Genomic DNA, 24,799 nt, shown 5'->3' on the forward strand with positions numbered 1-24,799 from the left:
ATATATTAGACATCATAATGCCGCTTTCCTAAGCTGACGACAGGTTTTCTGAATTTGAGGAAGATGTGTGAGTCACTCTACACAGGCAGTCCCAGTGGATGAGAATGCGGTCTCTGCACCGCCAGAGACCGTTACCGCTTCAGGTCATGTCCGCCGGGATTCGCCACAGTTTATGCGCGTGACGCTGGCGCTTTTCTCCGCCGGGCTGGCGACATTTGCCCTGCTCTACTGTGTGCAGCCGATTCTGCCGGTGCTGTCACAGCAGTTTGGTGTCTCTCCGGCAACCAGCAGCCTGTCGCTCTCCATCTCTACCGGCCTGATGGCGCTGGGCCTGCTGGTTACCGGGCCGCTCTCTGATGCCATCGGTCGTAAATCGGTGATGGTCACAGCCCTGATGCTGGCCGCCATCTGCACGCTGATCTCGGCCACCATGACCAGCTGGCACGGCATTCTGATAATGCGGGCGCTGATGGGATTGTCGCTGAGTGGCGTGGCGGCGGTCGGCATGACCTACCTCAGCGAAGAGATGGATGCACGGGTCATCGCCTTTTCAATGGGGTTGTATATCAGCGGTAACTCGATAGGCGGGATGAGCGGTCGTCTGCTGAGTGGTGTACTGACTGACCTCTTCTCATGGCGACTCGCTGTGGCGGTGATCGGCTGTTTTTCGCTGGCCTCGGCGCTGATGTTCTGGAAAATTCTGCCTGCGTCGCGCCATTTCCGGCCCATGACGCTGCGTCCGCGTAATCTGCTGATTAACTTCCGGCTGCACTGGCGTGATCCAGGCCTTCCGTGGCTGTTTGCCGAAGGATTCCTGCTGATGGGAGCCTTTGTCACCCTGTTTAACTATATTGGCTACCGTTTACTGGATGCGCCCTGGCATCTCAGCCAGGCCGTGGTCGGGCTGTTATCAGTGGTCTACCTCACCGGCTCCTGGAGTTCGCCTAAAGCGGGCGCGCTGACCAACCGCTGGGGTCGGGGACCGGTGATGCTGGGTGCAACAGCCATCATGCTGCTGGGTTTGCTGATTACCGCCTTCAACTCACTCTGGCTGATCCTGCCTGGGATGATGCTGTTCACAGCCGGTTTTTTTGCCGCCCATGCGGTTGCCAGCGGCTGGATTGGCCCCCGGGCGCGCCGGGCAAGAGGCCAGGCCTCTTCGCTCTATCTGTTCAGCTACTACGTGGGTTCCAGCGTCGCGGGTACGCTGGGCGGCCTGTTCTGGCATCATTTTGGCTGGGGCGGGATTACGCTGTTTATCAGCGTCCTGCTGATCCTGGCATTGCTGGTTGCCTGGCGCCTCCACAGTAAAAAACTCTGAGAACCGCCTCTTTTGCCAGGCCAGACGTCTCCGTCGGGCCTGGCAGCTCATTACACTTCATGCCCTATTCAGATCCACGGCAAACAAAACGCCGGATTCCCGCTATAATTCTTTTTATTGTAATAATTTATTTGCTTTGCCTTTTAGCATGGCAACAAGGAACGCCTGTGGCTACCTACTATTACGTCAATAAACAATCAGGATATAACAATAATCATGTGGTTCATGCCGCGGGCTGCCCCCATCTTGCTGACATCGATAACCGGATGTTTCTGGGCAGTTTTTACCATGTGAATGCCGCCATCCTGCAGGCAAAAAAATATTATGCTGGCGCGATTGGCTGTGAAAACTGTTGTCCGCTCAACAAAGCCGATCAGCAGGCCACTCAGCTCAGCGTGGCCCTGAAACACACGCCGTCTTCGCGTTAATCTGATTGGGCAGGTAAGGTAAAAAAATTTCCCGCTGCGCTAATTTATTAAGAATTAACGCTGTTTTCCGTTATGTTAATCCTCCTGATTCTCTATAACGGAATGCACTATGCGGGATAAGTTTGCGCGCGTTCAGATAGCCCTTCACTGGCTCACCTTTTTACTGGTGGTGACGGCCTACGCCACCATTGAACTGCGAGGCTTTGCACAGCGCGGATCCTGGCAGGGTTATGCCATGATCATTACCCATTTCAGCGCTGGCGCGACCATTCTGGTACTGATGCTTGCCCGCCTGTTTTTACGCACCCGGCATCGCACACCGCCCATTACTCCCGCTGCGCCGCGCTGGCAAACCGGGCTGGCACATCTGACTCATACCCTGCTCTATGCCCTGTTTATCATTCTGCCGATCCTCGGCCTGACATCGCGTTATCTTAAAGGTCGTGAATGGTGGCTGTTTGGCATCAGCATGCCGGTCGCGCCTGAACCTGACTTTGATAGAGCGGATATGCTGATTGGCTGGCATGAAACCCTGGCACCGCTGGGTTACTGGCTGATCGGACTGCATGCTGCTGCCGCGCTGTTCCATCACTATTTGCTTAAAGACAATACTCTGCTGCGAATGATGCCCGCCCGTCGTCGCGGTCAATAACCTCTGGCTATCGCCCTGCGATGGGGCGATAAAAAAATTTCAGCATTAAAAGGCGTTTATAAGGTTTCTCTTCCCGCTTTATTCACTACAATGGTCAGTAATTTGTGACGCAGGTCACTTTCGCTGGATGTTTCTGCCACATCCGATTCGCTGTACTGACTGACTTGACTCCTCATGCAACCAACTACTGTTTCACGTAAAACTGCCTGGCTACGCGTGGTATTGCTGGCCATCGCCGCCTTTGTGTTTAATACCACCGAATTTGTGCCGGTTGGCCTGTTATCCGACATCGCTGCTGACTTTTCAATGCAGACGGCTGACGTCGGGATCATGCTGACCATCTATGCCTGGGTGGTCGCACTGCTCTCACTGCCGCTGATGCTGCTGACCCGCAATATTGAGCGACGACTGCTGCTGGGCGTGCTGTTCCTGATCTTTATCGTCAGCCACGTACTTTCTACCGTCGCCTGGGATTTCCGGTCGCTGATGGTGTCACGTGTGGGCATCGCACTGTCTCACGCGGTGTTCTGGTCGATCACCGCCTCGCTGGCGATTCGCGTCGCTCCGGCCGGTAAGAAAACGCAGGCGCTGAGTATGCTGGCAACCGGTACCGCGCTGGCGATGGTGCTGGGCGTGCCGATTGGCCGTGTGGTGGGGCAGTATCTTGGCTGGCGTACGACTTTCGGCGCGATTGGCCTGTCCGCGCTGGTGCTGATGATTATGCTGGTGCGCATCCTGCCGCGTCTGCCGAGTGAACACACCGGCTCGCTGAGCAGTGTGCCGATGCTGTTTCGCCGTCCGGCGCTGGTCAGCATGTATCTGCTGGTGACGCTGGTGGTTACCGCGCATTACACCGCTTACAGCTATATCGAACCCTTTATGCAGACCGTGGCCCATTCCAGTGGCAACTTCACTACCCTGCTACTGCTGCTGTTTGGTTCCGCGGGCATTGTGGGCAGCGTACTGTTCAGCACACTGGGTAATAAGTTTCCCTCCGGACTGCTGATTGCGGCCATCGCCCTGATCACCCTGTGCATGGGCCTGCTGATTTTTGCTGCCGTTCGCCCTGCGGCTATTTCAACGCTATGCGTTGTCTGGGGAATGGCGATGATGATGATCGGACTGGGTATGCAGGTGCGGGTGCTGTCGCTGGCACCGGATGCCACGGATGTGGCGATGTCGCTGATGTCCGGTATCTACAATATTGGTATCGGCGCGGGTGCGCTGCTGGGTAATCAGGTTAGTCTGCATCTGAACATGGCGGAAGTCGGTAATGTCGGCGGAATGATTGGTCTGGTGGCGTTACTGTGGTGTGTTTATATCTTCCGTCGTTATCCACAGTTACGCAGTAACGGATAATAAAAAAGGCTTCAGATAAGCGGGTTATCTGAAGCCTGTTTAGGGTTATTTACCGCTCACTTTATCTATAAAGAACGGCTGTGCCATGCAGGTTGTTGCTGCCAGAGGTCGAAGTAATGCGGAAAGACTTTGCTCCTGCATCGCTGGCCTTTTCTGACAGTTGCTGCTCCAGCGAAAGCAGATTAGAACTGCCCGTTGCGCTGATGACACCGATTTTTTGCTGATCCAGCGGTGTGCTGCTGACCTGCTGGGCCGCTACGCTGGCAAATGACAGACCGCTCAGCACAGCCGCCACGACCATCATATTGATACTTTTCATAACGAACCCCTCTCACTTATTCAGCTGAAAATCAAAATTACTGATAAATCACAGCCGTGCCGTGCAGTTTGTTCTGACCGCTGGTTGAGGTGATACGGAACGATTTTGCACCCGCTTCATCCGCTTTGGCACTCAGCTGCGCTTCAACGGAAGTCAGATTGGTGCCACCCAGTACAGAAATGGTGCCAACTGGCTGCTGATTAGCAGGTTCGCTGGTTACGAGGTCCGCGGCAGATGCGCCAAACGTCAGAGTTGTCAGTGCCAGTGCTGCCAGAGTGGTTTTGATGTTTTTCATAATAATCTCTCTATTCGGTATTGAAATTCGGTTGGTCTGAATGGGTTGTCACTATTTAATTAATGACCGTTAAACAAATGATAGACCCCGATACGGTTTGTCGTCAATATTTATTTAATGAGCGTTATTTTATTCGCGAAGTGCCGTGATTATGGGCTTCAGCCTCTTTTCTGACTTAACCTCAGGGGCTCTAACAAAGCCCTGGCGCACAAAATGGCAACCCCAGCAGGCGACATCCGCGCCAGGCCTTGCACATTTTTATAATGATCGGTAATTTAATAAGGTGTTTTACTGTCAGTGAGGGCTTATGAGTCAGGTTCAGGATTGCGATGTAAAAAAATGCCGCGGCCGACCAAAAGTGTTTGACCGCGAAGCTGCGCTCGATAAAGCACTGACCCTGTTCTGGACACACGGTTACGAGGGAACGTCTCTGGCCGATCTGGTGGCCGCCACCGGCGCAAAAGCGCCGACCCTCTACGCCGAGTTTGTCAATAAAGAGGGGTTATTTCGTGCAGCGATGGAGCGCTATGTAGAGAAGTTCAGTGCATGGCGTGACGCGGCATTGGGCGATGACCAGTTACCGGTTGATCGGGCTATTGAAGCCTATTTCCGCGCCACCGCGGCCTGTTTTACCGAACGCGACTCTCCCGGCGGCTGTTTCTTTATCTGCACCTCTACCGCCCTGTCGGCGGCGTCAGCAGAGATTGCTACCATGCTGCAACAGCAGCATCAGTCGCAGGAGCATGTGTTAAAAGATTTTCTGCTGGCGCGTCAGCAGCGTGGTGAAATGAGTGCGTCAGTCAATATTCCCGCGCTGTCACGTTATCTGAGTTGTATGCTGCAGGGCATGTCGGTGCGGGCGCGTGAAGGCGTTGAGCGTGACGATCTGGAGAGCATTATTGATACGCTGATGGCAATGTGGCCAACGCTGACCGGCTTGTGTCAGTCTAAGCGTTAGAATATCAGGGCGGCGATACCGCCCTTTTCATCTTTTATTCAAGAAAGAACACGGGTTTTAATGGCTGACTGATCGGGCTGTTATCCGCATTCGACGGCATCAGATCTATCATTGCTGCCCACCAGCGCTGACAAACCTCCGTTTTCGCCACCGCGTCCCAGCGCTCCTCGGATTCAATCTCAACACTGGCGAACAGCAGATGCCGCTCGGCGTCCAGCCAGATGGCATAGTTGTGCGCGCCGTGTGCTTTCAGGGTTTTTGCCAGCTCAGGCCAGATTGGCGAATGGCGGCGCTCATACTCCGCATGGCAATAAGGGTTCACCTGCATCACAAAGGCTTTACGCAGCATTAGCAGGCCCTGCATCCAGCGCCGGTTGCCACGGCTTCACACCAAAGCGTTCACCCAATGCAACCAGCTGTTCTGTGGTGATACTCTGACGAATACCGCCCATCGACAGCACTTTGACGATCACTTCTGACGATTTCTCCGCCGTATCAATCAGACCAAAAGTCTCATCAAGTGTCGGACCCGTGCCGAAGACACCGTGGAATGGCCACATCACCAGGGTATGTGACTGCATCTGCCCGGCGGTCGCGGTGCCGATTTCATCGGTGCCGGGTACCATCCAGGGTAAAACACCCACACCGTCCGGGAACACCACCAGACATTCGGTACTGCCTTCCCACAGCAGGCGTGTAAAGCGGGCGGAATCCATCTCAACCACATAGCTTAAGGCCATAAAGTTGGTGGCGTGGCAGTGCATGATCACCCGGTCGGCCCCCTTACTGACCGCTTTACGCACTGCGTGAGACTGAAAGTGTGACGCCAGCTCGGAGGTGGGCAAACCGCCATTCGACAGGCCCCAGTGAATTTTATAAGAGAGCCCTTTGTCATCGACCTGCAGCAGTGCCAGACAATCCGCCGGATCCAGCTGGACATTACGCATGAATTTTCCTGACCCGGTCACCAGAAACCAGTCGTTCGCCAGCGCCGACGCGGGCTGTGTCAGCTCGATACAGCGCGGTTCCTGGCAGAAATCAGCGGCAAAAGGTTTAACCTCCTCTTCCAGCAGGCGCAGGCTGACGTTGCCGCCGTTACGTTCGTCCCAGCCCTTCAGCCACATATCGCTGGTTGCTTTGACCATTCCCTTAACAAATCCGGAAGAAAGAATGCTTTGCATAGTGAAATCCTTAACGTTGGCTCAAAATCTGTTGTTCATAATGGCGGACGTCGCCTAACCAGCTGGCATCAGCCGGGACGTCATGGCGCAGGCACCAGGCTTCCCATACCGCCTGCCACGGCAATGATTTTTGCTCTTCCAGCAGCGTCAGCCGCGCGGTGTAATCGCCCTCGTTCTCGGCCTGGCGCAGACGGTCGGTTGGCTCCAGCAGAGCACGCAGCAGCGCTTTTTTGGTGTTACGGGTGCCGATAACCCAGGCGGCAATCCGGTTGATAGAGGCATCGAAGAAATCGAGTCCGATATGCACTTTGTCGAACAGCTGATGGCGGACGATCTCACTGGCGATCGCCTGAGTTTCATCATCCAGCAGCACCACATGGTCGCTGTCCCAGCGCACCGGGCGGCTGACGTGCAGCAGCAGACGCGGCACATAGAGCATGGCGGCGGAAATTTTGTCGGAGATCACTTCAGTGGGATGGAAATGTCCTGCATCCAGGCAGAGTGCCGTCTGGCGACTGGCGGCGTAACCGAGATAAAACTCATTGGAGCCCACGGTGTAGCTCTCTGCGCCAATGCCAAAAAGCTTGCTCTCAACCGCATCGATATGGTGCTGCGGATTCAGTTTTTCTGAGATGACCTCATCCAGTGCGCTCATCAGACGCTGACGCGGGGCCAGGCGATCCACGGTAATATCTTTCATGCCGTCCGGCACCCAGATATTCATTACTGACGGCGTGCCAAGCTGCTCACCAAACGAAGCGGAGATGCGGCGACTCGCTTTGCAGTGATCGATCCAGAACTGACGCACGGTTTTATCACTGTGCGACAGCGTAAAACCGTCGGCACTCATTGGATGCGAGAAGCAGCTGGGATTAAAATCCAGCCCTAAGTTGTGCTCTTTCGCCCAGGCAACCCAGTTGGCGAAATGGGCAGGTTCAATGGCATCCCGATCAACTGGCTTGTCGCTTTCCAGATAGATGGCGTGCAGGTTCAGACGTTTTGCGCCTGGGATCAGAGACATCGCCTTGTCGATATCACTGCGTAATTCACTGGCGTTCCGTGCCCGTCCCGGATAGTTGCCGGTCGCCTGGATGCCGCCGGTCAATGCGCCCTGCGGGTTCTCAAAGCCCCGGACATCGTCCCCCTGCCAGCAGTGCATTGAGACCGGAATGCTGTCCAGCTGGCGAATGGCCTGTTCAACATCAACTCCATTGTCAGCGTAGCGTTGTTTAGCCAGTTCAAAAGCCTGTTCAATCTGCTTAGTCATAAGCGGGTTCCTTAGCGGGTTGGCTCAGCGTCGCGAAGCGTGCCTGACTGGCACTGAAGACGCTGTGAGTTTGCGGTTCGAATTTTTCCAGTGGGAAGTTGTTGATGACGCTGCAGCGGAAATCAGCCACATCGATCAGTTCGCCAAGTGCAATCAGCTGGCAACCAACGTTACCCAGCGTGGAGGCTTCAACCGGACCTGCCAGCACCGGAATCTGGCAGGCATCGGCACAGAGCTGATTAAGAAAACGGTTCTGACTGCCGCCGCCTACCACGTGAAGCTGGCTGAAAGGTTTGCCTCGCAGCGCTGCCAGCTCCTGGATCACCTCGCGATAGAGCAGTGCCAGGCTGTCAAATATGCAGCGTGCCAGCGCGGCGGCAGATTGTGGCACCGGCATACCCTGCTCTGCACAGGCGTTCTGAATCTCGTTAACCATGCTGTCGGGATTGATGAAGCGTGCATCATTAGGGCTGATCAGTGAAACACAGGCAGGCTGGCGGGCTGTCTGTTCAATCAGTGCGCTGAGATCGTCAATCTGCAGTTCGCCGCAGATGCGCTGCAACAACCATAAGCCCATGATGTTTTTCAGTACGCGGTAGCCTTCTGCGCCGCCCTCATTGGTGATATTGGCGCGTAACGCGGCATCGCAGGCATAAGGCTGCAGACTTTCAAAGCCCATCAGCGACCAGGTTCCGGAGCTGAGATAGGCCGCATCGTCCTGCATCAGCGGCGTCGCCAGAACCGCGCTGGCAGTGTCGTGGGTGGCGACGGCGATCACCGGTACCGGGATTTCCGCGCTATTGATCCAGTAGCCGACGGTATTGCCCGGTGCCTGCGGCTGGCCGAACCACTGAGGATCAACGCCCGCCCAGCCGAGCAAATCACGATCCCATTCGCCACTGTGAATATTGAGCATTTGCGTCGTAGTGGCGTTGGTGTATTCCCAGTTGAGATTGCCGGTCAGGCGATAATGCAGGTAGTCCGGGATCATCAGCGCATGTGCCACACGGGCCTGCCAGCCGGGCTGCTGCTGATGCAGGGCGCGCATCTGATAGAGCGTATTGAATGGCAGAAACTGAATGCCGGTTCGGGCGTAGATGACACTGCGGCTCAGTTCGTGCTGCGCCTGCTCCATCAGGCCGTGGGTGCGCGCATCCCGGTAACTGACTGCTTCACCCACCGGCTCGCCCTCTGTATCCAGCAGCACCATATCAACGCCCCAGGTGTCGATACCGATACTGTCTGGCACGATCTTCTCTTCATCTAACTGAGCCAGCCCGGCGCGTATCTCCTGCTCAAGCATCGCCAGATCCCAGCAGTCATAACCGGCACGACGCTGGCGCTTATTTTTAAAGCGCCGGACCTCACGAAGCGCAAGCTGGCGCTGCGCAGCATCCCAGCTTGCGAGCATGACCCGCCCGCTGGATGCCCCGAGATCAATAGCAACAATGTTTCTCCTGGTCATGGCGCCTTTTCCCTGTGATTGAGTGGTCACAGAGTAAAAATCTGGCCGGTTAAAGACCTTCCCCGGAGTGCCAGCCGCTGATAAGCCCTGGCAGACTTGCAAAGAACTTCGTGAGAGAGATCACAGAGGTGTGAGTCAGAAGGATGTGACTCCTGCCGCAAATCTGTTAACTGCTGAGGGTTTCTTGAAAAATCAGCATGAATCCTGCTGAGTCAGGCTGAAAATTCAAGGTAAGGTTGTGGCGCGCTGATTAGACTGCGTTACGGTTTTGTTAAGCAGCGAGAGATGACCATGACCATATTGCACAGTGCGGATTTCTTCCCGGAAGGCGATTACGCCATTGCGATTGAACCCCGGATACCGCAGGCAGCCTTCCCGGAACATCATCATGATTTCCATGAAATTGTGCTGGTTGAGCAAGGCTCCGGCATTCATGTGTTTAATGGTCAGCCACAAACGCTGTGCGCCGGTTGCGTCTGCTTTGTGCGCGATCACGATCGTCATCTCTATGAACAGACCGACAACCTTTGCCTGACCAACGTGCTTTATCGCAGCCCCGGCGCGTTTCGCTTTCTCTCCGGGTTACAGGCTTTACTGCCCTGCGATCAGGACGGGCAATACGCTTCCCACTGGCGCATCAATCATAAAGTGATGACGCAGGCGCTGAGTGTGGCGGCGCAGATGCAGCCGGATGATGCCTGGTCGATGGAAAAACAGGCACGCCAGGAACAGCTCTTTTTGCAGCTGCTGGTGCTATTGCGTGAGGCGTGCATTGATGGACAGAGCCAGGATCAGGAGGCGCGATTGCATCGCCTGCTCGACTGGCTGGGTGAGCATTACAGTGATGAGATTATCTGGGATGAACTGGCTGATCGCTTCTCCCTGTCGCTGCGTACCCTGCATCGGCAAATGAAGCAGCAGACCGGCAGCACGCCGCAGCGCTACCTGAACCGTGTGCGGCTGTTGCAGGCCCGTCATCTGCTGCGTCACAGTGATATGCGAATTACCGATATCGCCTTCCAGTGTGGATTTGGTGACAGCAACCATTTCTCAACCCTGTTCAGGCGCGAATTTGGCTGCGCACCGCGAGCGGAGCGCCAGCAGATGATGTAAAGGAGCCAATCATGGCGTTGATACTCAGTCGGGATGACTATTTTCCCGCCACGACTCTACCGGTGGCGGTCGCCGAAAGGATGCCACAACCCTCTTTCCCGCCGCACCGACACGAGTTCAGTGAAATCGTGATTGTCTGGCGCGGCAATGGCCTGCACGTCCTCAACGATCGCCCCTGGCTGATTACCTGTGGCGACGTTTTTTATATCCGCGACAGCGACTGCCACAGCTACGACAGCGTTAACGATCTGGTGCTGGATAATATCCTCTACTGTCGTGATCGCTTTGGTCTTGCCCTTGACTGGAATCAGCTTCTGCCGCAACAGGGCCCGGATGCGCCTGGTTGCTGGCGTCTGACCACGCGAGGGATGGCGCTGGCACGTGGAGTGATCAGCCAGCTGGAGCGTGAAAGCCGCAAAAGCGATCCGCTGTCAGTTCAGCTCTCAGAGGCGCTATTTTTGCAGCTGGCGCTGATTCTGCGCCGCCACGGTTACGCGGCCGATCGCCCCTGGGCGTTGCCGGAGGGCGAACAGCTCGATTTACTGATGTCAGCGTTACAGGGTGCGATTGCCCGCCCCTTTGATCTCGCGGAGTTTTGTCAGCAGAACCAGCTCAGCGAACGGGCGCTGAGGCAGCTTTTCCGTCAGCAGACCGGGATGACCATCGGTCATTACCTGCGTCAGCTACAGCTCTGTCAGGCAAAATATCTGCTGCGCACTCAGGATTGTCTGATTAGCGAGGTTGCCGCCCGCTGCGGCTTTGATGACAGTAACTATTTTTCCGTGGTCTTCACCCGAGAGACCGGTTTACCTCCCAGCGCCTGGCGACAGCAATTTATCGCGCCACGACAGGCGCTGAAAAGCACCGAGCCTTAATAAAACGGGCCTTCATTGAACGCTGTCGAGCAATTTGCTGCACAAAAGGAGCAGTAAATCAGCTAAAAGGCGCAGGGAAGATGGTCAGAAGAGAAAAGCGTCCTGCACCATGGACAAAAACGCCGGGAGCGTTTTTGAACAACGCAACGCGCTGGCCCGGCTACGGGCGCACCTCAGGGATGAGGTGCGTAATCTTGCGGGCCGGGCATGCCATGGATGGCTGCTTTTGCGTCTTTCCGATCTGACCGTGTTCTCTGAGCGGGCACGATCTGACCGCCATTCTGCTAACGCTAAGGGCCTGCATAGCAGGCCCTTTCTGTATTAAGACAGCATCGCTGTATTCGCAATCAGGCTGCCATACCCAGACCCACAATATTGGCGGCAATGATAATCACCACACAGCCGATTGATAACACGCTGACCGGGCGGCGCCCCGCAGACTTCCACTCCTTCATCAGCAGCCCCACCAGACCACCACACAGAACGTACAGACTCATGTGCAGCATCCAGCTGACATAGTCATACTGCGCCGGAATTCTGGCATGGCCCCAGGCGTAGAAGAAGAACTGCAGATACCACATGGTGCCGCCGAGCACCGCAAAAGCCGTATTAGCAATCAGTAGCGGCTTCGCGATGGAGAGATCTTTACGCAGCGACAGCTCTGGCCGGGTGGCCAGGCGCCAGAAACAGAAGGCCAGATTGACCAGGGCCCCGCCGCCCATAATAACCACGTAGCTGGGCAGCGCTACATAGAGCGGATCGATGCCAACATCGGCTGCGGCCTGATGCATCGGTTTAGCCGCATCCATGGCAAAGGACATCCCCGCCGAGAAGATGCCACACATCACCGCCAGCACCAGTCCTTTTCTGAGATTAAACTCTTCTGCGTTAATTCCCAGCGCCCGCTCTTTTAACAGCCCGGCACGCGACACAATCCCGACGCCAATCAGTGCCACCAGTACACCCAGCAGGGTTAACCGGCCTCCCGCCGAGGCGAACAGCTCAGCAAAGCGCCCCTGCAGAAGCGGCGTCATCAGCGTGCCGACCACCAGGGTAATGCCAATCGCGATACCGATCCCCATCGACATGCCAAGATAACGCATGGTCAGCCCGTAGTTGATATTGCCTATGCCCCACATCGCGCCAAACAGAAAAACCGGCATCAGCTGCGACAGCGTGAAGCTGCTGTAATAGGCCATAAAATCTGGCAGTAAAATAGCACTTACCGCCCACGGCAGGATCAGCCACGACATCAGGCCGCCGATCGACCACATGGTTTCCCATGACCATCTTTTTACCTGTTTAAAAGGCGCATAGAAACACGCGGCGCTGGCAGCGCCGACGAAATGCCAGAAGATACCCGCAATAATGGCGCTGTTCATTGTTATTCCCCGGTTAGGTTGAGGCCTGTCGGAAACCTGTCTGCTTCCGCTCAGCAGGCAGTCTACGTTTATCAGGAATTCCTCAGCCTTTGGATAAATGCCGGAAGCCATAGTGGAGTGGCAATATTTACCCGTTGTGCCCGTCAGGGATCACAATTTCACCGTTGTCAGAAAACCGGACGATTAATAAAGTAAGTCCCTTATTATTCAGTATTTTTTCCGGTTTTGCTGTGTGGCGCAGCACAATTCTTATCTGAATGCCATTCACAAGGGAAGGTTGGCAAAAGTGCAAAGAAGCCTTTCATTCAGGCAGGCAAGGCCGTATAAACTGGGGAAAATTGATCGGTTCAGGGAATGGGATGACAACAAAGTGGTTAACACTGTTTCTTTCGCAGTCAGTCAGCCAGGTCATGCTGGATGATCTGCGCGCGATATTACCTGCAGATGCGATAAAGGTGTTTGTGAATGGCCTGGATGAAACCCACTATGCCACTCTTGAGTGTGTGCAGGCCGATCAGCATTGCGCCCTGATCGCCTCAGCGATAGTGGTCTGGCGTCAGCTCGGGCATGTTCACCATATTCTCTATAAAAAAGGTGAGGTGCTGCGGGAGGAAAATGATGCAACGCAGTTCCAGCTGTTCACTCTGCTCAAAACCCACCGCGCCGTACTGCAGATCTCATGATAAGATCGCAACCCCTGAAATCGCTGTTTGCAGCAGGTAAATTATGAGAATTGGAATTCTGTTTCCGATCGCCATTATTGTGGCGGGCGTGGGCTTTCTGGCGTGGTTTATTGGCAGTGGCCTGGCAATGCCAGGCTCCTGAGGGTCAGCGCAACTGACTGTCTTTACTGCCCCGACGGTTATATAAACTGCTGGTCTGCTGCTGCTTGTCGATTTTTTGCTGACATGCCACACAATAGTGCACGCCTTTAAGCGCCTGACGACGCGCTTCGGGAATCGGCTCGCCGCAGAGCTCACATTCGGTGGCGCTTTCGCCCTGTCCGATCGACTGTCTTACCCGCTCAATGCCATCATTGACGGTGCTATCGATCTGTTCCTGTACTGCGCCTTCTGACGCCCATCCATTTGCCATGATTTAACCCCTTTATTACCACTTCACTCCTTTAAATCTACAACATATTAGCGTTTTTGCCGCAGAACTCACCGATATCTGTGATTGGCTGCCAGCCACTCCCGACAGCTGGCAATCAGCTAAAGGTAGCCCTGAGCAATCTGTTTCACCCTGCTATCACATTACTGCAACGTATCGATAGCGGAGAGCTAAGCGAATGACAACACATCATCAACATTACATTAATGGCGAATTTGTTGCGCATCAGGGTGACCGGTGGATTGAAGTGATCAATCCGTCCACGGAGGCGTTGCTGTCCCGTATTCCCCAGGGCAGTCGTCAGGATGCCAGCCTTGCCATCAGCGCCGCAGAAGTGGCTCAGCCTGAATGGGAAGCGCTGCCTGCAGTAGAGCGCGGCGTCTGGCTGCACAAAATTGCCACCGCCATCCGCCAGCGTGAGCCTGAACTGACGGCAACCATTGTGGCTGAGGGTGGAAAAACCCAGGGACTGGCGAGGACCGAAGTGATGTTCACTGCCGACTACCTCGACTACATGGCGGAGTGGGCGCGGCGCTATGAAGGTGAGATTATCAACAGCGACCGTCCTAACGAAAACATCTTCCTGTTTAAAAAAGCGATCGGCGTCACCACCGGGATACTGCCGTGGAATTTCCCCTTCTTCCTGATTGCCCGCAAAGCGGCACCGGCCCTGATCACCGGAAACACCATCGTGATCAAACCCAGTGAGCTGACACCGAATAATGCGGCACTTTTTGCCGACATCATACAAACGCTGGGTCTGCCTGCTGGCGTCATTAACTTTGTTTATGGTCTGGGACCGGAAGTAGGACAGGAGCTGGCGGCAAATCCTAAGGTCGGTCTGGTGAGTCTGACCGGAAGCGTCGGTGCGGGCATTGCCACCATGGAAGCCGCGGCTAAAAATGTCACCAAAGTGTCGCTGGAACTGGGTGGCAAAGCCCCCGCCATCGTGATGGATGATGCCGATCTCGAGCTGGCTGTGCGGGCGATCGTCAGTTCGCGGATCATTAACAGCGGCCAGGTCTGCAATTGCGTGGAGCGGCTCTATGTGCAGGAAGGCATTTACGATCGTTTTATCAGCGCACTGACCGCCGCGTTTCAGCAGGTGACATTTGGCAATCCGGCCGAACGTAACGATATCGATATGGGGCCGCTGATTAATGCCGCAGCACGGGATCGGGTGGAGCAGAAAGTGGCAGAGGCCGTCGCCGCAGGGGCAAAAGTGGCGCTGGGCGGCAAGCGCGCCGGAGATAAAGGCTTCTTCTTTCAGCCCACCTTGCTGACTGATGTGCGCCAGGAGATGGCGATTATGCAGGAGGAGATTTTTGGCCCGGTTCTGCCGGTGATGAGTTTTAAAACGCTGGATGAGGCGATTACGCTGGCCAACGACTGCGAATATGGTCTGACCTCCTCGATTTATACGCAGAATCTGAATACCACCATGACCGCGCTGCGAAAGCTGAAGTTCGGCGAAACCTATGTTAACCGTGAAAACTTCGAAGCGATGCAGGGTTTTCATGCCGGATGGCGTAAATCGGGTGTCGGCGGTGCCGATGGAAAACATGGTCTGGAGGAGTTTCTGCAGACCCATGTTGCCTATTTACAGTTCAGTTAAAGAACGGGTCGGTTTAACGGTCCGTTGAGATTGATAACGCAGGCTGTTTCGTTTCGCGGTTGAGATCACGCCTGCGCTGGAAACAGGGTCAGATTGGAAAGTCGCAAAATCCGCCATCCCTGGCACGCTCTGCCCGCGCAATTACGCACCTCATCCCGGAGGTGCGCCCGTTGCCGGGCCAACGCTTCGCGTTGTTCAAAAACGCTCCCGGCGTTTTTAAATAACGCGCGGGACGCTTTCCTCTTCTGACCCTGTTCCCTGCACTTTGAGCTTTTTTATTGCTTTTATTGCTGCCAGAGCCTGATTTGACTATGTCAGCTGCCTGAAAAGGCCAATGAACCGGCCTAATCTTTTATGCCACCCGCTTACTGCAGCGCAGCAGCGCGATGCCACTCAGCACCGCTACGGCCATCAGGTAGTATCCAGGCGCCAGACTGCTGCCGGTAGCGGCAATCAGCATGCTGCAAATCAGCGGTGCAAACCCGCCAAATACCGTCACGGCCACGTTGTAGCTGATCGCCATGCCGCTGGCGCGCGTGGTCGCCGGGAAGAGATCGGCCATCACCGACGGCACCGTGGAGAAATAGACCGATTTGAGTAGCGCCATCCACGCCACCAGCAGGATCAGCGTGGTGGGCGTAGTGTGATCGACCATCCATTTGAAGGCGGGATAGATCGTGACCATCAACAGCAGCAGCGATCCCCACATCAGCGGCAATCGGCCTATCCGCTCCGCCCACAATCCCATTATGGGCGTCACCACCGTCAGGATAATCCCTGCTACCAGCGTGGCGGTAAAGGCTACTGACCCCGGCAGATGCAGCGTTTTGGTGGCGTAGGTCGGAATGTAATTGAGCATGTAGTTGACGGCGGTCGAGATCACCATCACCCCAATCGCCAGGGTGATCAGCGCTTTCTGCCGCCCGAACAGTGTTTTCAGTGGCGCAGCTTCCTTCTCCTGCGTCGCAAAGCTGGCGGGCTCCTGCACGTGACGGCGAATGTAGATCCCCAGCGGCCCAATCAGTAAGCCGAAGGCAAACGGGATACGCCAGCCCCACGCCTGGATTTCACTTTCGCTCAGCCAGTGTGTCAGCCCCAGGCCGAACGCCGATGCCATCAGGGTACTGGCGCCCTGGGTGGCGAACTGCCAGCTGGCGATAAAGGCTTTGCGCTCGGGAAAGTGCTCTACCAGGAAAGCGGTCGAACTGCCAAACTCGCCCCCGGCAGAGAAGCCCTGAATCAGACGCGCCAGAATAATCAGCAGCGGCGCCGCAAGACCGATGGTGGCGTAACCCGGCATCAAGGTAATGATCGCCCCGCCCAGCATCATCAGATTGATTGAGAGCAGCAGCGCTTTTTTACGGCCATGACGGTCAGCATAGTTGCCCAGCACGATGGCACCCAGCGGACGGATCAGGAATGAGATGCCGAAGCTGCCGAAGGTCAGCAGCAGCGACACCGATGGATCGCTGACCGGAAAGAAGACGTGTGCGATGTAGCTGGCGAAGAAGCCATACACCGCGATGTCGAACCACTCCAGCGCGTTACCAATGCAGGTAGCGAACAGCGTTTTGTGCAGGCTCGGTTTCACCTGCGGAGTACTCTGCGCAATGCTGCTCATTGGTCACCTCTCCGCCACTGATGGTGGCGCGACATCAGTTGTTCACCCTCTTCACCCAGTTGCCAGAAAAGGCGGGTCATGATCGCCAGCCCTTCACGTGCAACAGAGGTGAGCATGTGTTCGTTAACGCCGTGCTGGCCGCAGGCCGGATAGGAATGGGGCACCCACAGCGTCGGGAGGCCGAGGATATCGGCAAATACGTCATTGGGCAGTGAACCGCCGAGATTGGGCAACAGCGCCGGTTTTTTACCGCTGCTGCGGGCCAGCGTGTCCAGCGCCCAGGCCACCAGCGGATCCTGCGGATCGAGCCGCGTTGCAGGTGAACCGCGCATAAATTCCACGCTGACGTTATCGAAGCCGTGCTGATGCAGGTGACTTTCGACATGCCGGACCAGATTTTCCCAGTCGGTGCCGACCACAAATCTCAGCTGACACACCGCCGTGGCGCTGCCGGGAATGGCGTTCATCGGGCGTGCCGGGTTACCGGTTTCAAACGCCAGCACCTCCAGCGTGTTCCAGCCATAAAGACGCTCCGCAGGCGTCAGGCCCGGTTCTCCCCAGCCGTCGGCCAGCGCCGGATCGCCCGGCATTCCGCCCACCTCGATATCACTGAGGATGGCGCGCACCGCATCGGTCAGGGAGTCCGGTTTCAGTGCGGCGACCTGCAATACACCCTGTGCATTCACCAGGCAGGCGAGCGCATTCGCCAGCTGGGTGCCGGGATTGCTCAGCAGTCCGCCCCAGTTGCCGGAGTGATAGGCGTTGTCGCGCGCATGAATAGTCAGACGAAAGTTCGCTGCGCCACGCGAACCCAGGAACAGTGTCGGCCGCACCGCGTTCAGTCGCGGACCATCAGAGGCGATAAAGAGGTCGGCCTGTAACAGCGCCCGCTGCTGCTGGCAAATCTCCGCCAGCCCCGGTGAACTGATCTCTTCACCCATTTCAAACAAAATTTTGCAGTTGAAGCCCAGTGCGCCACCGCGTGCCTGCCACACCTGCTCCAGCGCCGCGAGATTGATGCAGTGCTGGCCTTTGTTGTCCGCGCTGCCGCGTCCATACAGGCGGTCATCTTCAGCCGTGAGTCGCCACGGTGATAAACCGTCGCGCCAGTTCTCATCGTCGCCGAACACCACATCGCCGTGGCCATAGCAGAGCAGCGTCGGCCTGGAGGGATCTTCAATAAGCGTGGCAATCAGAAACGGCGGGCTGCCGGGCTGCGGATTCTCAAACGGGTGCAGCGTAAAGCCCATCGCCGCCAGTTGCGGGCCAATCTCCTGCTGCAGATAGTTCTCCAGCTCCGCCTGCCTGCTGGCGTGCTGGCTTTCAGTCACGCAGGAAATTCGTCGTGCCAGCAGTTGCTGAAACTCGCCACTGTCGAAATAGTGCATCGCCTGGTCAACGGTCTGTTGCTCTGTCATGTTTGCCCTGTCTGTTCTTTTTATCGTGCTTTATCTTTGACAAACTTCGCTCTTTGCCACAATTATTAATTTATCGAGTGAGCCTTGCTTTTAAAGCAAGCCACGCCTGCCCTTTTATGATGCGTTTTGCCGGAGTTACCATGTTAAGCAGTGAGATCCGCTATTTCCTGGCGGTCGTACAGTGCGGGTCGCTCAGCGCCGCCAGCGAGCAACTCTTTGTGGCGGTGTCGGCGATTAGTCGCCAGATCCAGCGTCTGGAGACGCAGGTCGGAGTGCCGCTGTTTGAGCGGCATGCACGCGGTATGGTATTGAACGAAGCGGGTGAAATATTTGCGCATCATGTGCGCAAGAGTCAGCTCGATATGGAATATGCGCTGGCGGAGATTAAAGGTCTGAAAGCAATACGGCGCAGCCTGATCCGCATCGCCTGCACCGACGGAATGGCGTTCAGTCTGCTGCCGGGTCTGCTGGCGGAGTTCCGTCAGGCCAACCCCGGCGTGCTGTTTGCGCTTAATGTGACGCACTCGCAGGGCGTGGCGGCATGCGTCAGGGCTGGTGAATGCGATGTCGCGCTGCAGTTCAGTCTGCAACCGGAGCGCAGCGTTGAGGTGCTCGGCTCATGGCCAGCGCCGGTGCTACTGGCGATGCATCAGTCACATCCGCTGGCATCGCGTCAGGTGACGCTGGCCGATCTGCATGGCTGGCCACTGGCGTTGCCAGGTCAGCATACTACCGTGCGGCAGTTGTTTGACCTCTCCTGTCAGATGAACGACTGCGTGGTCGAGCCGGTGCTGACCTGCGACTATTTCGCTACGCTCTACCACTTTTTGCTGCATACCCCGCAGGCAGTGACCATTTGCAGTGCGTTTACCCTGCTGTTTGAGCGCGGCACGCAAAATCTGGTGTTGCGTTCAATGGGGGTGGATCAGCTGAGTCAGCGTACGTTGCAGCTTCAGACGGTGTCGGGCCGTCAGCGGAATGCGGCGCTGACGCTGTTTCTGCAGTTTTTGCAGCAGCGGCTGACGGAGATGGATCAGCAGGTGAGGATGGGATGAGAGGTACAGGGTTAAAGGGGTTTGGTTGTTAAAGTCTGCGCTGGATGGCTGTCAGATAGTGCTGGCTTAGGGAACACGACCCGATCGGAAAGTCGCAACAGCCGCCCTCCATGGCATGCTCGGCCCACGCGATTACGCACCTCATCCCTGAGGTGCGCCCGTAGCCGGGCCAACGCTTTGCGTTGTTCAAAAACGCTCCCGGCGTTTTTGTCCATGGCGTGGGACGCTTTCCTCTTCGGGTCATGTTCCCTTCGCATTGAGCTTATTTATTGCTGTCAGTTCTTTTTTAGCTGAGCCAGACAGCAGAGGCCCACATGTGTATGCGCCCCTGCTGATAGCTGTTACCGTTTACTGTTTAATATCAACCTGATAGAAAATATGTTTGCCGAACGGATCGACCTGATAGCCGCTGACCGATTTGCGCACCGGCTCAAAGATGGTGGAGTGCGCAATCATCACCGCAGGCATCTGGTCATGCATCATCTGCTGTGCCTGCAGATAGAGCGCGGTGCGTTTGCCCTGATCCGGCTCGGCACGGGCTTCAGTGATTAACTTCTCGAATGGCTGATAGCACCATTTTGAGGAGTTGGAACCACCCTGTGCAGAGGTACAACTGTAAAGCGGGCCAAAGAAGTTGTCCGGATCGCCGGTGGCGGTGGTCCAGCCCATCAGCGCCGCCTGATGCTCGCCGCTGCGCACGCGTTTCAGGTATTCACCCCACTCATAGCTGACGATATTGGCTTTGATGCCGACTTTAGCCCAGTCCGACTGAATCATCTCCGCCATGCGGCGCGCATTCGGGTTGTAAGGCCGCTGAACCGGCATCGCCCAGAGCGCAATTTCGGTGCCCGGTTTCACACCCGCCTGTTGCAGCAGGGCTTTGGCCTTCTCTGGATCGTAGTCGTAATCTTTCAGATCTTTGTCGGCGCTCCAGACGCCCGGCGGCAGGATATTTTTCGCAACCGTGCCGGTGCCTTTAAAAATCGCATCAATGATTGCCGGTTTGTTGATCGCCATCGCCAGCGCCTGTCGCACTTTGACGTTATCGGTTGGCGCCTTAGTGGTGTTAAACGCCAGGAAGCCGGTATTCAGACCCGCCTTCTGTTCCAGGGTGATATCCGGGTTAGCGCGCATCTTTTCAAGATCGGCAGGATTAGGGAATGGCATTACCTGACACTCGTTCTTCTCCAGCTTGGCATAACGCACGGAGGCATCCGGCGTGATGCTGAACACCAGCCGATCGAGTTTCGCCTTGCCCTGCCAGTAGTCCGGGAACGCTTTGTAGAGAATGCGGGAATCTTTCTGATACTGCACCAGCTCAAACGGGCCGGTGCCGATCGGGTTCATATCGACCTTCTCCGGCGTCCCCGCTTTCAGCATCGCGTCTGCATATTCCGCCGAGTGGATCGAGGCGAAGTACCAGGCGAGATCGGCAAGGAACGGTGCTTCCGGGTGTGACAACGTAAAACGCACGGTGTGGTCATCGACCCGGTCGATACTTTTAATCAGCGTGGAGAGCTCCAGGCTTTCGAAGTTGGAATAGGTGCCGCCAGAGACAGTGTGGTAGGGATTTTTCGGGTCCATCTGGCGCATAAACGAGAAGATCACATCGTCGGCGTTGAAGTCCCGGCTGGGTTTGAACTGTTTGTTGCTCTGAAACTTCACATTCTTGCGCAGATGGAAGGTGTAAACCGTGCCATCCGGGCTGATCTCCCAGCGTTCCGCCAGGCTGGGCACCAGACTGGTGGTACCGGGGGTGAAGTCCACCAGCCGGTTGAATACCGGCACCGCACTGGCGTCAACGCTGGTCCCCGAGGTATAGAGCTGAGGGTTAAAATTCTCTGGTGCCCCCTCAGAACAGAAGACCAGCGTTTTGGCGTTAACGCTGCCAGCCAGCGCTATCCCAGCCGTAACAAGCGCTAAGGTGGCTATCTTGATTTTCATTATTATCCTCGCTTTGTATTGACTTCCGGTGATCACAATATCTAAATGAATCATTCAGATGCTTCATTGATAGCACGATTCGGCACCATAACGAACCCCGCCGGTGGCTGACTAATAAGGAATAGTGATGACAGACAAACTTGAGTCGCAGCTCACAGAACGTTTTTTCCGTTACCTCGCCATCAGCAGTCAGAGCGATGCCAAATCCACCACCCTGCCCAGCACGCCGAGCCAGCACGCCATGGCGGAACTGCTGGCGGATGAGTTGCGCGCATCAGGGCTGGATGAGGTGGTGATTGATGAACATGCCACGGTGACGGCGGTAAAACGCGGCAACCGTCCTGACGCGCCGCGCATCGGGTTTATTACGCATATCGATACCGTTGATGTCGGTTTGTCGCCCGATATCCACCCGCAGATCCTCACCTGGCAGGGCGAAGATCTCTGTCTGAATGCAGAGCAGGATATCTGGCTGCGCCGCGATGAACATCCGGAGATCGCGCCCTACGTCGGTCAGCAGGTGATCTTCAGCGACGGCACCAGCGTGCTTGGCGCGGACAACAAAGCGGCAGTCACCGTGGTGATGACGCTGATGGAGAACCTTAACGGCGACCACGGCGACATCGTGGTGGCCTTTGTGCCGGACGAAGAGATTGGCCTGCGCGGCGCGAAAGCGCTGGATCTGGAAACGCGCTTTAATGTCGATTTCGCCTGGACCATCGACTGCTGCGAACTGGGCGAAGTGGTCTATGAAAACTTCAACGGTGCTGCAGCAGAAATTGTGTTTACCGGCGTACCGGCCCATCCGATGTCGGGCAAAGGGGTGCTTGTCAATCCGCTGCTGATGGCCCATGACTACATCAGCCTGTTTGATCGGCAGCAGACCCCGGAGCACACCGAAGGCCGTGAAGGCTATATCTGGTTCAATGAGATTCAGGCCAACGCCAGCAAGGCGACGCTGAAGGCCTCCATCCGTGATTTTGATCTGACCCGCTTTGCGGCGCGCAAGCAGCAGTTGCAACAGGCGGCAGAGGATCTCGCGGCGCGTTACCCCACCGGCAAGGTGAGCGTGAGTATCAGCGATACCTACAGCAATATCAGTAACGCACTGGGTGAGGATCGTCGGGCGATTGACCTGATCTTCAGTGCCTTTGCCGCGCTGGAGATTGAGCCGAAGGTGATTCCGATGCGTGGCGGTACAGACGGTGCCGCGCTGTCAGCCAAAGGCCTGCTGACGCCGAACTTCTTTACCGGCGCGCACAACTTCCATTCACGCTTCGAATTTCTGCCGGTAACGTCGTTTGTGAAGTCCTATCAGGTGGCGGAAAAACTCTGTTATCTGGCGGCGGGATAAGCGGAGGAATCGGGCGCAGAACGCGCCCGATTGCGGTTATGGCTTCGCGCTGACATCAATGCCTGGGAAATATTTTTCAGCCAGCTTTTTGATGGTGCCATCGCCCTGCACTTTAGCAATCGCCGCATCCAGTGACTGCTTCAGCTGCGCGTCATCTTTGCGCAGGCCGTAGCCGATACCTGAACCAAGAATCGCGTCATCTTCGACTGGCTTGCCAACAAAACCAAAGCCCTTGCCCTGCGGTTTATCGAGGAAGCCAGACTGACCGGCAGCGGACATCACCAGTGTGCCATCCAGACGGCCCGCGACCATGTCGTTGTAAACCTGGTTCTGATCCTGATACGAGGTCACGGTCACACCCTGCGGCTCCCAGTGCTTCTTCGCATAGGTTTCCTGAATGGAACCCTGTAACACACCGATGTTCTTGCCCTTCAGACCTTCGGCTGTCGGTGCCAGATTTTCACCGGTCTTCGCCACTAACATGGTGGGAATACGGTAGATCGGCTGCGTAAACGCAATGCTTCTGGCGCGCGCTTCGGTGATGTTCATCGCCGAGTTAATGGCGTCGAACTTTTTCGCCTGCAGTGCCGGGATCAGCGCATCAAAGCTGCTCTCAACCCAGTGGCAGCTGAAGTTGCCCGCCTTACAGATGGCATTGCCCAGCTCGATATCAAAGCCTTCCAGCTCCCCTTTAGCATTGCGGCTTTCAAAAGGCGGATATTGTGACTCCACGCCGTAGCGTAAATCCTGTGCCAGTGCCTGTACCGATGTCATCATGCCCAGAGCGAGAAAAAGCGCGTTCAGTTTCTTCATTATGTTATTTACCCCGAAAAGTCCTGGTTACCTGTTCCCCGAGCTGCCTCACGCGGTGGCGTGAATCAGTGAGAAAAAGCACATAGCGCAGCCGCGCCAGCCTCAAGTGTCGCCTCGTCTTTGGCAAAAGAGAGCCGAATCAGTTTGTTATCTGTGCCATCCATATAAAACGCCGACAGCGGTATGGTCGCCACACCGTGATCGACGATAAGACGTTTTACCATTTCACTGTCCGGTTCGTCACTGAAATGTCCATAGCTGGCGAGCATAAAGAACGAACCAGCGCTCGGCAGCAGCCGGAACGGGGAGTTCTGCATCAGGGCGATCAGCCGATCGCGCTTCTGCTGATAAAAAGCGCTGAGCGACAGATAGTTCTCTGGCGTCTGCAGATAGTGTGCAAAACCGACCTGCATCGGCGTATCGGCGGCGTACATCATAAACTGATGCACTTTCACCAGCTCGGTCATCAGCTCTGCCGGTGCCAGACAGTAGCCTACCCGCCAGCCGGTGACGTGGAAGGTTTTGCCAAACGAAGAGACAATGACGCTGCGGGCTGCCAGCTCAGGATGCGTCGCCATCCCACTATGGGGGCGGCCATCAAACAGAATATGCTCGTAAACCTCATCGGAGAGCACCACGATATCCGTGTTGCGGAGTAAGGCTGCCAGCTGATTCAGGTCGTCGGGGGTCAGCACCTGCGCGCTGGGGTTGTGCGGCGTATTAATAATGATCATTCGGGTGCGCGGCGTAATCGCTGCCCGCAACTGATCCCAGTCAATAGCAAACGACGGCACCTGCAACTTCAGGCCAATCGGTTTACCGCCCTGCAACCGCACCACCGGCGCGTAGCTGTCAAACGCTGGTTCAAAGAAGATCACCTCATCGCCCTGATGAACCAGCGCGGTGATCGCCATATAGAGCCCCTGGCTGGCGCTGCCGGTAATCAGCACTTCACTGGCGGCATCATAGTGTTGTCCATAGAGCGCCTGCACTTTGCTGGCAAGCGCGTCGCGTAAGGCGGGCAAGCCCATCATGGCGGCATACTGATTATGTCCTTCCTGCATCGCGCGGCTGACTGAATCGATCAGCGCCGGATCACAGGGGAAACTGGGCGCGCCCTGCGACAGGTTAATCGCCCGATGCTGCGCCGATAGCTGGCCAATCACGCTGAAAATAGTGGTGCCGACGTCCGGCAATTTTGAGTGGATAGCGACAGGCGTTTTCAGGGACATACTCTCTCCGTCAGGGGCA

The 24,799-nt window shown here is 56.0% G+C and carries 25 protein-coding genes; 12 read left to right on the forward strand and 13 right to left on the reverse strand.

The genetic code is table 11. The features are described 5' to 3' along the window. Positions 1-67 precede the first annotated feature (67 nt). The 4 genes from AC0T7J_RS01910 to AC0T7J_RS01925 all read left to right on the forward strand — a co-directional run bounded on the left by AC0T7J_RS01910 (position 68) and on the right by AC0T7J_RS01925 (position 3,760). The gene (locus AC0T7J_RS01910) at positions 68-1,321 is read left to right on the forward strand and encodes an MFS transporter (RefSeq protein WP_473791773.1); all 1,254 of its coding nucleotides are present in this window, start codon (positions 68-70) and stop codon (positions 1,319-1,321) included. Between the two features lie 167 nt (positions 1,322-1,488). Next, positions 1,489-1,749, forward strand: coding sequence for a hypothetical protein (locus AC0T7J_RS01915; RefSeq protein ID WP_473791775.1), 261 nt, complete (start codon positions 1,489-1,491; stop codon positions 1,747-1,749). 109 nt (positions 1,750-1,858) lie between these two features. After that, entirely contained in the window at positions 1,859-2,401 is a 543-nt protein-coding gene (gene cybB / locus AC0T7J_RS01920; RefSeq protein WP_473791777.1) for a cytochrome b561, read from the forward strand. 174 nt (positions 2,402-2,575) lie between these two features. After that, on the forward strand, positions 2,576-3,760 hold the full coding sequence (locus tag AC0T7J_RS01925) for a sugar transporter (protein ID WP_086905859.1): 1,185 nt from the start codon (positions 2,576-2,578) through the stop codon (positions 3,758-3,760). 61 nt (positions 3,761-3,821) lie between these two features. Here AC0T7J_RS01925 and bhsA (AC0T7J_RS01930) read toward each other — a convergent pair whose 3' ends face one another. Further along, entirely contained in the window at positions 3,822-4,079 is a 258-nt protein-coding gene (gene bhsA / locus AC0T7J_RS01930) for a multiple stress resistance protein BhsA (RefSeq protein WP_473791779.1), read from the reverse strand. Positions 4,080-4,116: 37 nt separating this feature from the next. Beyond that, positions 4,117-4,374, reverse strand: a complete 258-nt coding sequence (gene bhsA / locus AC0T7J_RS01935) for a multiple stress resistance protein BhsA (protein ID WP_473791781.1) — start codon at positions 4,372-4,374, stop codon at positions 4,117-4,119. 307 nt (positions 4,375-4,681) lie between these two features. Between bhsA (AC0T7J_RS01935) and AC0T7J_RS01940 the strand changes: the two genes are divergently transcribed. Further along, on the forward strand, positions 4,682-5,332 hold the full coding sequence (locus AC0T7J_RS01940) for a TetR/AcrR family transcriptional regulator (RefSeq protein ID WP_473791783.1): 651 nt from the start codon (positions 4,682-4,684) through the stop codon (positions 5,330-5,332). A gap of 34 nt (positions 5,333-5,366) precedes the next feature. Here AC0T7J_RS01940 and rhaM read toward each other — a convergent pair whose 3' ends face one another. The 4 genes from rhaM to rhaB are packed head-to-tail and all read right to left on the reverse strand — an operon-like array spanning position 5,367 to position 9,245. Next, the gene (rhaM, locus tag AC0T7J_RS01945; RefSeq protein ID WP_473791786.1) at positions 5,367-5,681 is read right to left on the reverse strand and encodes an L-rhamnose mutarotase; all 315 of its coding nucleotides are present in this window, start codon (positions 5,679-5,681) and stop codon (positions 5,367-5,369) included. Beyond that, a complete protein-coding gene (gene rhaD / locus AC0T7J_RS01950) occupies positions 5,671-6,513 on the reverse strand; it encodes a rhamnulose-1-phosphate aldolase (protein ID WP_473791788.1) in 843 nt (280 codons plus the stop codon). The genes rhaM and rhaD overlap by 11 nt, the downstream gene beginning before the upstream one ends. A gap of 10 nt (positions 6,514-6,523) precedes the next feature. After that, positions 6,524-7,780, reverse strand: coding sequence for an L-rhamnose isomerase (locus AC0T7J_RS01955; protein ID WP_010244756.1), 1,257 nt, complete (start codon positions 7,778-7,780; stop codon positions 6,524-6,526). Further along, entirely contained in the window at positions 7,773-9,245 is a 1,473-nt protein-coding gene (gene rhaB, locus AC0T7J_RS01960) for a rhamnulokinase (protein WP_473791790.1), read from the reverse strand. Before rhaB ends, AC0T7J_RS01955 begins: the two co-directional genes overlap by 8 nt. 291 nt (positions 9,246-9,536) lie before the next feature. Here rhaB and rhaS point away from each other — a divergent pair, with 291 nt between their 5' ends. After that, positions 9,537-10,358: an HTH-type transcriptional activator RhaS gene (rhaS, locus tag AC0T7J_RS01965; RefSeq protein WP_473793164.1), complete on the forward strand. Its 822-nt coding sequence runs from the start codon at positions 9,537-9,539 to the stop codon at positions 10,356-10,358. An 11-nt stretch (positions 10,359-10,369) separates the two neighbouring features. Next, a complete protein-coding gene (rhaR, locus tag AC0T7J_RS01970) occupies positions 10,370-11,233 on the forward strand; it encodes an HTH-type transcriptional activator RhaR (RefSeq protein WP_473791792.1) in 864 nt (287 codons plus the stop codon). A gap of 347 nt (positions 11,234-11,580) precedes the next feature. On the opposite strand, the gene rhaT is transcribed toward rhaR, so the two are convergent. Then, positions 11,581-12,615, reverse strand: a complete 1,035-nt coding sequence (gene rhaT, locus AC0T7J_RS01975; RefSeq protein WP_473791794.1) for an L-rhamnose/proton symporter RhaT — start codon at positions 12,613-12,615, stop codon at positions 11,581-11,583. Positions 12,616-12,974: 359 nt separating this feature from the next. Between rhaT and AC0T7J_RS01980 the strand changes: the two genes are divergently transcribed. Then, complete coding sequence (locus AC0T7J_RS01980) at positions 12,975-13,298, forward strand: hypothetical protein (RefSeq protein WP_010244743.1); 324 nt, start codon at positions 12,975-12,977, stop codon at positions 13,296-13,298. 43 nt (positions 13,299-13,341) lie between these two features. Continuing rightward, on the forward strand, positions 13,342-13,440 hold the full coding sequence (locus AC0T7J_RS01985; RefSeq protein ID WP_008925225.1) for a YoaK family small membrane protein: 99 nt from the start codon (positions 13,342-13,344) through the stop codon (positions 13,438-13,440). A gap of 3 nt (positions 13,441-13,443) precedes the next feature. On the opposite strand, the gene AC0T7J_RS01990 is transcribed toward AC0T7J_RS01985, so the two are convergent. After that, positions 13,444-13,710 carry a DksA/TraR family C4-type zinc finger protein gene (locus tag AC0T7J_RS01990; protein WP_473791796.1) on the reverse strand — a complete coding sequence of 89 codons (267 nt, stop codon included), beginning with the start codon at positions 13,708-13,710 and terminating at the stop codon, positions 13,444-13,446. Between the two features lie 196 nt (positions 13,711-13,906). Here AC0T7J_RS01990 and aldA point away from each other — a divergent pair, with 196 nt between their 5' ends. After that, the gene (aldA, locus tag AC0T7J_RS01995) at positions 13,907-15,343 is read left to right on the forward strand and encodes an aldehyde dehydrogenase (RefSeq protein ID WP_473791798.1); all 1,437 of its coding nucleotides are present in this window, start codon (positions 13,907-13,909) and stop codon (positions 15,341-15,343) included. Between the two features lie 352 nt (positions 15,344-15,695). On the opposite strand, the gene AC0T7J_RS02000 is transcribed toward aldA, so the two are convergent. Both AC0T7J_RS02000 and AC0T7J_RS02005 read right to left on the reverse strand, forming a co-directional pair. Beyond that, positions 15,696-16,964: an MFS transporter gene (locus AC0T7J_RS02000; RefSeq protein ID WP_473791800.1), complete on the reverse strand. Its 1,269-nt coding sequence runs from the start codon at positions 16,962-16,964 to the stop codon at positions 15,696-15,698. After that, the gene (locus AC0T7J_RS02005) at positions 16,961-18,382 is read right to left on the reverse strand and encodes a M20 family metallopeptidase (RefSeq protein WP_473791802.1); all 1,422 of its coding nucleotides are present in this window, start codon (positions 18,380-18,382) and stop codon (positions 16,961-16,963) included. The genes AC0T7J_RS02000 and AC0T7J_RS02005 overlap by 4 nt, the downstream gene beginning before the upstream one ends. Positions 18,383-18,522: 140 nt before the next feature. Between AC0T7J_RS02005 and AC0T7J_RS02010 the strand changes: the two genes are divergently transcribed. Continuing rightward, positions 18,523-19,437 (forward strand): LysR family transcriptional regulator, encoded by a 915-nt coding sequence (locus AC0T7J_RS02010; RefSeq protein WP_473791804.1) that lies wholly within the window; start codon positions 18,523-18,525, stop codon positions 19,435-19,437. Positions 19,438-19,785: 348 nt separating this feature from the next. Here the strand turns inward: AC0T7J_RS02010 and AC0T7J_RS02015 are convergent, their stop codons facing one another. Continuing rightward, positions 19,786-21,381: an ABC transporter substrate-binding protein gene (locus AC0T7J_RS02015; protein WP_473791806.1), complete on the reverse strand. Its 1,596-nt coding sequence runs from the start codon at positions 21,379-21,381 to the stop codon at positions 19,786-19,788. 127 nt (positions 21,382-21,508) lie between these two features. On the opposite strand from AC0T7J_RS02015, the gene pepT reads away from it, so the two are divergent. Beyond that, positions 21,509-22,735: a peptidase T gene (gene pepT / locus AC0T7J_RS02020; RefSeq protein WP_473791808.1), complete on the forward strand. Its 1,227-nt coding sequence runs from the start codon at positions 21,509-21,511 to the stop codon at positions 22,733-22,735. Between the two features lie 36 nt (positions 22,736-22,771). Here the strand turns inward: pepT and AC0T7J_RS02025 are convergent, their stop codons facing one another. Further along, positions 22,772-23,548, reverse strand: a complete 777-nt coding sequence (locus AC0T7J_RS02025) for a transporter substrate-binding domain-containing protein (protein ID WP_010670199.1) — start codon at positions 23,546-23,548, stop codon at positions 22,772-22,774. Positions 23,549-23,613: 65 nt separating this feature from the next. After that, on the reverse strand, positions 23,614-24,780 hold the full coding sequence (locus AC0T7J_RS02030; protein ID WP_473791810.1) for a methionine aminotransferase: 1,167 nt from the start codon (positions 24,778-24,780) through the stop codon (positions 23,614-23,616). Positions 24,781-24,799 lie beyond the last annotated feature (19 nt).

The organism is Pantoea sp. E956-1, assembly GCF_982223955.1.

Coding starts and splice junctions, on each gene's coding strand:
- cybB (WP_473791777.1), top strand. CDS start 1,859: ATGCGGGATAAGTTTGCGCGCGTTCAGATAGCCCTTCACTGGCTCACC.
- AC0T7J_RS01925 (WP_086905859.1), top strand. CDS start 2,576: ATGCAACCAACTACTGTTTCACGTAAAACTGCCTGGCTACGCGTGGTA.
- bhsA (WP_473791779.1), bottom strand. CDS start 4,079: ATGAAAAGTATCAATATGATGGTCGTGGCGGCTGTGCTGAGCGGTCTG.
- bhsA (WP_473791781.1), bottom strand. CDS start 4,374: ATGAAAAACATCAAAACCACTCTGGCAGCACTGGCACTGACAACTCTG.
- AC0T7J_RS01940 (WP_473791783.1), top strand. CDS start 4,682: ATGAGTCAGGTTCAGGATTGCGATGTAAAAAAATGCCGCGGCCGACCA.
- rhaM (WP_473791786.1), bottom strand. CDS start 5,681: ATGCTGCGTAAAGCCTTTGTGATGCAGGTGAACCCTTATTGCCATGCG.
- rhaD (WP_473791788.1), bottom strand. CDS start 6,513: ATGCAAAGCATTCTTTCTTCCGGATTTGTTAAGGGAATGGTCAAAGCA.
- AC0T7J_RS01955 (WP_010244756.1), bottom strand. CDS start 7,780: ATGACTAAGCAGATTGAACAGGCTTTTGAACTGGCTAAACAACGCTAC.
- rhaB (WP_473791790.1), bottom strand. CDS start 9,245: ATGACCAGGAGAAACATTGTTGCTATTGATCTCGGGGCATCCAGCGGG.
- rhaS (WP_473793164.1), top strand. CDS start 9,537: ATGACCATATTGCACAGTGCGGATTTCTTCCCGGAAGGCGATTACGCC.
- rhaR (WP_473791792.1), top strand. CDS start 10,370: ATGGCGTTGATACTCAGTCGGGATGACTATTTTCCCGCCACGACTCTA.
- rhaT (WP_473791794.1), bottom strand. CDS start 12,615: ATGAACAGCGCCATTATTGCGGGTATCTTCTGGCATTTCGTCGGCGCT.
- AC0T7J_RS01980 (WP_010244743.1), top strand. CDS start 12,975: ATGACAACAAAGTGGTTAACACTGTTTCTTTCGCAGTCAGTCAGCCAG.
- AC0T7J_RS01985 (WP_008925225.1), top strand. CDS start 13,342: ATGAGAATTGGAATTCTGTTTCCGATCGCCATTATTGTGGCGGGCGTG.
- AC0T7J_RS01990 (WP_473791796.1), bottom strand. CDS start 13,710: ATGGCAAATGGATGGGCGTCAGAAGGCGCAGTACAGGAACAGATCGAT.
- aldA (WP_473791798.1), top strand. CDS start 13,907: ATGACAACACATCATCAACATTACATTAATGGCGAATTTGTTGCGCAT.
- AC0T7J_RS02000 (WP_473791800.1), bottom strand. CDS start 16,964: ATGAGCAGCATTGCGCAGAGTACTCCGCAGGTGAAACCGAGCCTGCAC.
- AC0T7J_RS02005 (WP_473791802.1), bottom strand. CDS start 18,382: ATGACAGAGCAACAGACCGTTGACCAGGCGATGCACTATTTCGACAGT.
- AC0T7J_RS02010 (WP_473791804.1), top strand. CDS start 18,523: ATGTTAAGCAGTGAGATCCGCTATTTCCTGGCGGTCGTACAGTGCGGG.
- AC0T7J_RS02015 (WP_473791806.1), bottom strand. CDS start 21,381: ATGAAAATCAAGATAGCCACCTTAGCGCTTGTTACGGCTGGGATAGCG.
- pepT (WP_473791808.1), top strand. CDS start 21,509: ATGACAGACAAACTTGAGTCGCAGCTCACAGAACGTTTTTTCCGTTAC.
- AC0T7J_RS02025 (WP_010670199.1), bottom strand. CDS start 23,548: ATGAAGAAACTGAACGCGCTTTTTCTCGCTCTGGGCATGATGACATCG.
- AC0T7J_RS02030 (WP_473791810.1), bottom strand. CDS start 24,780: ATGTCCCTGAAAACGCCTGTCGCTATCCACTCAAAATTGCCGGACGTC.